Raw genomic sequence first — 245 nt, 5'->3', positions numbered from 1 at the left:
TTGCTAATTGTAGGTACAGGCCTGATTATTCGAAGCTATTTGTCTAGGTTGAACTTATTGCTGGTAGCAAGGATATCTGCGGTCATTATTACCGTTATTATGATCATCTCGGTGTTCACCGTTGTTGCGTTTAAAATGGGCTTAACAGAAGGCCTAACAATTACCTTCTTCCCTATGATCATCTTGTCTTGGACGATTGAACGTATGTCAATCCTATGGGAAGAAGAAGGTGCGAAGGAAGTTGC

Annotated in this window: 1 protein-coding gene; it reads left to right on the top strand. The window is 41.2% G+C overall.

The features are described from left to right. Positions 1–245 (top strand): 7TM domain-containing protein (locus tag IQR33_RS06970; protein WP_322631756.1); only part of this gene is annotated, 245 nt, incomplete at both ends.

It is taken from the genome of Vibrio sp. OPT46, from assembly GCF_015163535.1.
Taxonomy (GTDB): Bacteria; Pseudomonadota; Gammaproteobacteria; order Enterobacterales; family Vibrionaceae; genus Vibrio; species Vibrio alginolyticus.
Note: the sequence above shows the minus strand (reverse complement) of the source record. Positions and strands in the feature narration are given on the sequence as shown.